This window comes from Albidovulum sp. (genome assembly GCF_008933605.1).
Lineage (GTDB): Bacteria > Pseudomonadota > Alphaproteobacteria > Rhodobacterales > Rhodobacteraceae > Albidovulum.
The window spans coordinates 1-6,475 of the sequence record NZ_WBUS01000170.1 but is presented as its reverse complement, the minus strand read 5'-3'; the positions used below and the strand labels follow the sequence as shown (position 1 = coordinate 6,475).

Sequence of the window (6,475 nt, the reverse complement as noted above, 5' to 3'; positions counted from 1 at the left end):
GGATTGCGCCCATCTCGGCGTGTCGGCGATCCCGGCCTCGACCGTCACGCCGAGATGGGCGCAATCCTCCGCCACGGCATCGAGTACCCCCCATTCGCCGCCGAAGAGATGCGCCGCGCCGGACAGGTCGATGACGAGTCCATCCGGCGCCTCCTCGCCCACGCGCGGGCTGAACTTTCCCGCCCAGCGGCGGAGCGCGGTCAGGAATCGCGCCTCGGCATGGCGGTTCCTGAGCCGGGTGAGAAGCCCCGGGCACATGGCGAGCGCGTCGCGCAGGGGCTGACCGAGGTAGAGCCCCGCCTCCTCCGCGCCTTCGCTGAGCGAGGTGAGGACTTGCCGGTTCGCCGCCTCGCCGACGATGGCGAAGGCGGGGGGCGGCCCGAGCCCGCGCATCTCGCGCAGGACCCGTTCCGCGCCAAGGCGGGGAAACCAGAGCGAGAGGATGCGGCGGGCGGCGGGCATGGCGGCAGCAATTGTTCTTCTTTTGTTCTTTATATCTCCCACCCGCCGGGGGAGTCGAGTCCTGCTCAGCCGCAGTGGAAGCGGGTGATGCGCCCCCGGCCATCCGTCTCGAGGTTGAGCCGCGCCGCGCTGTAATCCATCGTCACCGCCTGGCCCGGCGCGATGACGCGGATCGGGAAGGGGAAGCGTTCGAGCCCGAGGTCTTCCGGCCGCCGGCCAAGGATGAGCGCCGGGTCGAAGTCGGTGCGGTCACAGCCCGGCCCCGGCACGATCCACCCCGGAGCCTGGGGCCCGCCCGGAAGGGGGCCGCGCGGCGGCGTGCCGACCGCAGCGACACAGGCGCCAAGCAGCAGCGGCAGAGCGAACGTCCCGAACTTCATCGCCTGGCCTCCGACAAGCTCCGGCACCGGGCCGGCAGCCCGACGATAACCCGGGCGCGCAGCGGGCCAAAGCGCCATCAGCCGAGCGCCGCGCGTTCAACAAGCCTGAGGCAAAGCTTCGCCGAGACGGCCATGTCCTGCACGCTGACCCATTCGAGGGGGCCGTGGATCTCGTGCATCCCGGTGAAGAGGTTGGGGCAGGGCACGCCCATCTCCGTCAGCCGCGAGCCGTCGGTGCCGCCACGGATCGCCACCGACACCGGTTCGATCCCGAGATCGCGGCAGGCGGACCGGGCGAGGTCCACGGGCCGCATGTCCCCTTCCAGCCAGTAGCGCATGTTGCGGTACTGCGGCTTGATCTCGCAGGCGATCTCCGCCCGCAGCTCGGTCGCGGCAACGGTCGCGCAGACCTGGCGCAGGAGATTGCCCTTGGCCGCGAGCCCCTCCAGTTCGAAGTCGCGCAGGATGAATTTCAGCGTCGCCTCGGCCGATCCCCCCCTGCACTCGTAGACATGGATGAAGCCGTCGCGCCCGTCGGTCGTCTCGGGCGTCATCGTCACCTGCGGCAGGGTCTGGATGATCTTGGCGGCAAGATGCAGCGCGTTCACCATCTTGTCCTTCGCCGTGCCGGGATGGATCGACACACCCTTCACCGTCACCACGGCGCCGTCGGCGGAGAAGCTTTCGTACTCGATCTCGCCCACGGTGCTGCCGTCGAAAGTGTAGGCGAAGTCGACCGCGAGGTCCTTCGGCAGGCGCGGGTCGACGCCGCGGCCCACCTCCTCGTCGGGCGTGAAGGCGAGGCGGATCCTGCCGTGCGGGATCGACGGGTTGGCCAGAAGGTGTCGCGCGGCCGTCATCAGGACGGCAACCCCCGCCTTGTCGTCGGCGCCGAGAAGCGTGGTGCCGCTTGCGGTGATGATGTCGTGCCCGGCCTTCTTCGCCAGTTCCGGCGAGACCTCCGGCGTGAGGGAAAGGCCCGGGGCGTCGGCAAAGGCGATCGTGCCGCCATTGTAGTTGCGGTGGACGACGGGCTTGACGCCCGCCGCGTGGAACTGCGGCGCGGTATCGACATGGGCGAGGAGGCCGATCACCGGCGCGCCCTCGACCGTCGCCGGGATCGTCGCCAGAACCACGCCGTAGTCCGTCAGTCGCACCTCGGCAGCCCCCATCTCGGTCAGTTCGGCGGCGAGAAGCTGCTGCAGTTCCAACTGGATCGAGGTGGAGGGTGCGGAGGAAGACTCCTCGTCGCTCTGCGTGTCGATGGCGGCATAGCGGACAAGCCGCTCTTCCAGTTCGCGGTCGAATTCGGTGCGCATCGGGCATCTCCTCGGTTGCCCGGATGAGCCCGTGTTATGCGCGGCAAGTCAAGCCGGCGCGCGTGCCTTGGCCCCGTAGCGGGCGAGGAACATCTCCACCGCGCCCTTCGCCACCCTCTCCCTCTCGGTCGCGGTATAGGTGCGCTGCACGCCGAAGCTGACCGCAAGGAATATCCCCGCCTTGCAGAGCGACGCGAACTGGTCGGCGGCGAGGTAGACATCGTCGATGACAAGTTCGCCCCGCGCCACCGCGCCGTTCAGATAGGTGGCGAGCCGGTCGCGCACGAGCGCGGGACCCGAGGCGTAGAACTCCCGGCCGAGCTCCGGAAACCGGTCGGATTCCGCCACGCAGAGCCGGAAAACGGCCTGGCCGAGGTCGGACAGCGTGAAGGCGATGATGCGACGCGCAGCCTCCGGCAGGACGCAGTCGGGTGGAGCGGTCAGCGTGACGAGCACCTCGGCCTCGTCCGCCTGGCGCTTGCTTTCCTGCTTGGCGACCTCGATGAAAAGGATGCGCTTGTCGGGGAAGTAGCTGTAGAGCGTCGCCTTCGACACACCGGCCTCGGCCGCGATGTCATCGACGCTCGCCCCTTCGAACCCGTCGCGCAGGAACACGGTCCGGGCGCCTTCCAGCACCTGCTCGAACTTGCGTCCGCGCTTGATGGTCACGATCTGGGCGGTTGCCGGCATCTCTCTCCCTGCGTCGGGCGATGATAGTCCGCGCGGGAAGCGCGGGGCAAGCCGGGGCGGGAAAAAAGGGCGGGGAAACCCGCCCGAGGTGCCCGCGGGATGAGGCGGGGATCAGTGTCCGGATGCGGCTCAGGGATGCGGCGCGCCCGGCAGGAGCGGCAGCGTGCAGTCGCGGCTGGCGTCGGCCCCCGACGCGGGAAACTCGAGCCGCGGCAGGTCGAAGGAGATGCCGCCGGCGGCGGCGGGGAGCGCGGCGAGGCTCATGCACAGGGCGACGATGGGGGCACGGAAGGACGTCATGGCCGATTCCAATCAGGGTTGTTCCGGTGAATGAACTCATATCTAAACTGATCGGTTCAGTTATTCAAGACATAGCCGAACAAATCGGTTCAGATATGGCAAGGTGTCGCACTTGCCGCCACCTGGTCACCCGAATAGCTTGGAAACATTCCAAACGGAGTCCGCCATGATCCCCGGTCTTGCCACCCGTCGCCGTTTCGCGGACCTCACCGATCAGGAAATCATCGCGCTGGCGATCTCCTCCGAGGAGGACGACGCGCGCATCTACCGCAGCTACGCGGAGCGACTGCGCAAGGACTTCCCCGCCTCGGCCGCCGTCTTCGACACCATGGCCGAAGAGGAGGACCAGCATCGCCGCCGTCTCATCGACCGCCACACGGAGCGGTTCGGCGCGGTGATCCCGCTCATCCGCCGCGAGCACGTCGCGGGCTTCTACGCACGCCGCCCGGTGTGGCTCGTCGAGAACCTCGGTCTCGACCGCATCCGCGGCGAGGCGGAGGCGATGGAGCGCGAGGCGGAGACCTTCTATCGTCGCGCGGCGGAACGGACGCAGGACGCCGAGACGCGCAAGCTGCTGGGCGATCTCGCTGCGGCCGAGGCGAAGCACGAGGCGCGCGCGGGCGAGCTTTCCGCCACCCACCTCGACGACGAGGCAAAGGGTGAGGAAGACCGCGCGGCGCACCGCCAGTTCATCCTGACCTGGGTGCAGCCGGGGCTTGCGGGGCTGATGGACGGCTCCGTCTCGACCCTCGCGCCGATCTTCGCCACCGCCTTCGCCACCCGCGACCCCGCCACCACGCTGACCGTGGGGCTTGCTGCCGCCGTCGGCGCGGGCATCTCCATGGGCTTCACCGAGGCCGCGCACGACGATGGCGTGATCTCCGGCCGCGGCTCACCGGTCAAGCGCGGCTTCGCCTCGGGCATCATGACCACCATCGGCGGGCTCGGCCACGCCCTGCCCTACCTCATCCACGATTTCTGGACTGCCACCACGCTGGCCATCGTCATCGTCTTCGTCGAGCTCTGGGCCATCGTGTGGATTCAGAACCGCTACATGGAGACGCCGTTCCTGCGCGCGACCTTCCAGGTCGTCCTCGGCGGCGCCCTTGTCTTCGCGGCCGGGGCTTTCATCGGCGGCGGCTGAGCCGCTGGCCCTGCCCGCCACACCGTGCTAGGCGCGAGGCAACATGCTCGCGATCTTTCTCAAGACCCTGCCCTTCTTCGCGCTCATCGGCCTCGGCTGGGGCGCGGGGCGATGGCGCTTCTTCCCCGAGGTTGCGACCGAGTGGCTGACGCGCTTCGTCTTCTACTTCGCGCTCTCGGCGATGCTCTTCCGCTTCGCGGCGAACCTTTCGGTCGGCGAGATCTTCGATGCGGCTTTCGCCATGGCCTATCTGACCGGGTGCCTGGTCATCTACCTTCTGGCCTTCGCCGTCGCCCGCGCCCGAGCCGTCACCTTCCCGGAGGCGGCGGTGGAGGCGCAATGCGCGGTGATCGGCAACACCGGCTTTCTCGGCGTGCCCATGCTGACCATGCTCCTCGGCCCGGCGGCCGCCGGACCGGTGCTGATGGTCCTCGCAATCGACCTCATCGTGTTCTCGAGTCTCATCACGCTGATCATCACCACCTCGCGCGAGGGGCACCTGTCGCCGCGGATCGTCCTGGTCCTGGCGCTCGGCCTCGCGAAGAACCCGATGATCGTGGCGATGGTCGCAGGCCTTGCCTGGTCGGGCCTGCGCCTGCCCATGCCCGCCCCGGCGGAGGAGTTCCTGGCCCTTCTCGGTGCCGCCGCGACGCCCGGCGCGCTCTTCGCGATCGGTGCCTCGCTGGCGTCGAAGTCGGCCGAACGGCTCTCCGTCGCGCTCTGGCTCAGCTTCGCCAAGCTGGTGCTGCATCCCGCGGCGGTCGCCGTCGCCGCGCTATGGCTCTTCGAGGTGGACCGCTTCGCCGCCGGCGTGATGATCGCCGCGGCCTCGCTGCCCGTTGCCGGCAACGTCTATATCCTGGCCCGCCACTACGGCGTCGCGCCGCAGCGCGTCTCAGCCTCCATCCTGATCTCGACCGCCTTCAGCATCCTCACCGTCTCGGCCGTCATCGCCTGGATCACGGCCATATAAGAAAGGACGACGCCATGCAGACCCTGTCCGAAAACAAATGCTTCGGCGGCATCCAGGGTGTCTACCGCCACGTCTCCGATGCCTGCCGATGCGACATGACCTTCGGCCTCTTCCTGCCCGAAGAGGCGGCCGACCATCCGGTGCCGGTGCTCTGGTACCTCTCCGGCCTCACCTGTACGCATGAAAACGCGATGGTGAAGTCGGCGGCGCAGGGCTGGGCCGCGGAGGCGGGCATCGCGCTGGTCTTTCCCGACACTTCGCCCCGGGGCGAAGGTGTCGCGGACGACGAGGCCTATGATCTCGGCCAGGGGGCAGGCTTCTACGTCAACGCGACCGAAAAGCCCTGGGCGCCGCATTTCCGCATGTGGGACTACATCGCCGAGGAGCTGCCGCGGATACTGACCGCCAATTTCGCGCTCGACGACGACCGTCAGGCGATCACCGGCCATTCGATGGGCGGCCACGGCGCGCTGACGCTGGCGATGCGGCTGCCCGGACGGTTCCGCTCCGTCTCGGCCTTCGCGCCGATCGCCCATCCGACCCAGTCCGACTGGGGCCGCAAGCAGTTCAGGGCCTATCTCGGCGCCGACGAGGCCACCTGGGCGCCGCACGACGCGACGCTTCTCATGCGGCGGCTCGGCTTCGACGGCCCGGTGCTGATCGACCAGGGGTCGAAGGACCAGTTCCTCGATCTGCTGAAGCCCGAGGCACTGGCGCTGGCAATGATGGAGCGGCGCCAGAACGGCCAGGTGCGGATGCAGCCCGGCTACGATCACAGCTACTTCTTCGTCTCGTCCTTCATCCGCGACCACATCGCCTTCCACGCCGAAGCGCTCTACGCATGAGCCTTTACGTTGATGCCGACGCCTGCCCCGTGAAGGACGAATGCGTCCGTGCCGCCGAACGGCTGGGGGTGCGCGTCCTCCTCGTCTGCAATGGCGGGCTGCGCCCCTCGGCGCATCCGCTCGTCGAGGTCGTCTTCGTGACCGAAGGCCCGGACGAGGCCGACAAGTGGATCGCCGAGCGCGCAGGGCCCGGCGACGTGGTGGTGACGGCCGACATTCCCCTCGCCGCGAAGTGCGTGGCCGCCGGAGCGGGCGTGCTCAAGCATGACGGCAGTGCGCTCACGCCAGCCAACATCGGCAACGCGCTGGCGACACGCGACCTGATGGCCGACCTGCGCGCCGCCGACCCGTTCCGGCAGGGC

At 68.8% G+C, this 6,475-nt stretch carries 9 protein-coding genes; 4 read left to right on the top strand and 5 right to left on the bottom strand.

The features are described 5' to 3' along the window. From F9K34_RS16225 to F9K34_RS16205, 5 genes are all read right to left on the bottom strand, one after another. On the bottom strand, window positions 1–462 hold a 462-nt coding region (locus F9K34_RS16225; RefSeq protein ID WP_291338162.1), incomplete at its 3' end, for a Y-family DNA polymerase. A 65-nt stretch (window positions 463–527) separates the two neighbouring features. Beyond that, window positions 528–842 (bottom strand): I78 family peptidase inhibitor, encoded by a 315-nt coding sequence (locus F9K34_RS16220; RefSeq protein ID WP_291338161.1) that lies wholly within the window; start codon window positions 840–842, stop codon window positions 528–530. Between the two features lie 77 nt (window positions 843–919). Then, window positions 920–2,161 (bottom strand): peptidase T, encoded by a 1,242-nt coding sequence (gene pepT / locus F9K34_RS16215; protein WP_291338160.1) that lies wholly within the window; start codon window positions 2,159–2,161, stop codon window positions 920–922. A gap of 48 nt (window positions 2,162–2,209) precedes the next feature. After that, the gene (locus F9K34_RS16210; protein WP_291338159.1) at window positions 2,210–2,851 is read right to left on the bottom strand and encodes a TetR/AcrR family transcriptional regulator; all 642 of its coding nucleotides are present in this window, start codon (window positions 2,849–2,851) and stop codon (window positions 2,210–2,212) included. 129 nt (window positions 2,852–2,980) lie between these two features. Then, window positions 2,981–3,151, bottom strand: a complete 171-nt coding sequence (locus tag F9K34_RS16205) for a hypothetical protein (protein WP_291338158.1) — start codon at window positions 3,149–3,151, stop codon at window positions 2,981–2,983. A gap of 166 nt (window positions 3,152–3,317) precedes the next feature. Here F9K34_RS16205 and mbfA point away from each other — a divergent pair, with 166 nt between their 5' ends. From mbfA to F9K34_RS16185, 4 genes are all read left to right on the top strand, one after another. Continuing rightward, window positions 3,318–4,295, top strand: coding sequence for an iron exporter MbfA (gene mbfA / locus F9K34_RS16200; RefSeq protein ID WP_291338157.1), 978 nt, complete (start codon window positions 3,318–3,320; stop codon window positions 4,293–4,295). A 43-nt stretch (window positions 4,296–4,338) separates the two neighbouring features. Next, window positions 4,339–5,268 carry an AEC family transporter gene (locus F9K34_RS16195; RefSeq protein WP_291338156.1) on the top strand — a complete coding sequence of 310 codons (930 nt, stop codon included), beginning with the start codon at window positions 4,339–4,341 and terminating at the stop codon, window positions 5,266–5,268. A gap of 14 nt (window positions 5,269–5,282) precedes the next feature. Next, on the top strand, window positions 5,283–6,113 hold the full coding sequence (gene fghA, locus F9K34_RS16190; protein WP_291338155.1) for an S-formylglutathione hydrolase: 831 nt from the start codon (window positions 5,283–5,285) through the stop codon (window positions 6,111–6,113). Beyond that, window positions 6,110–6,475, top strand: a 366-nt coding sequence (locus F9K34_RS16185) for a YaiI/YqxD family protein (protein ID WP_291338154.1), incomplete at its 3' end; no start/stop codon positions are given. The genes fghA and F9K34_RS16185, both read left to right, overlap by 4 nt.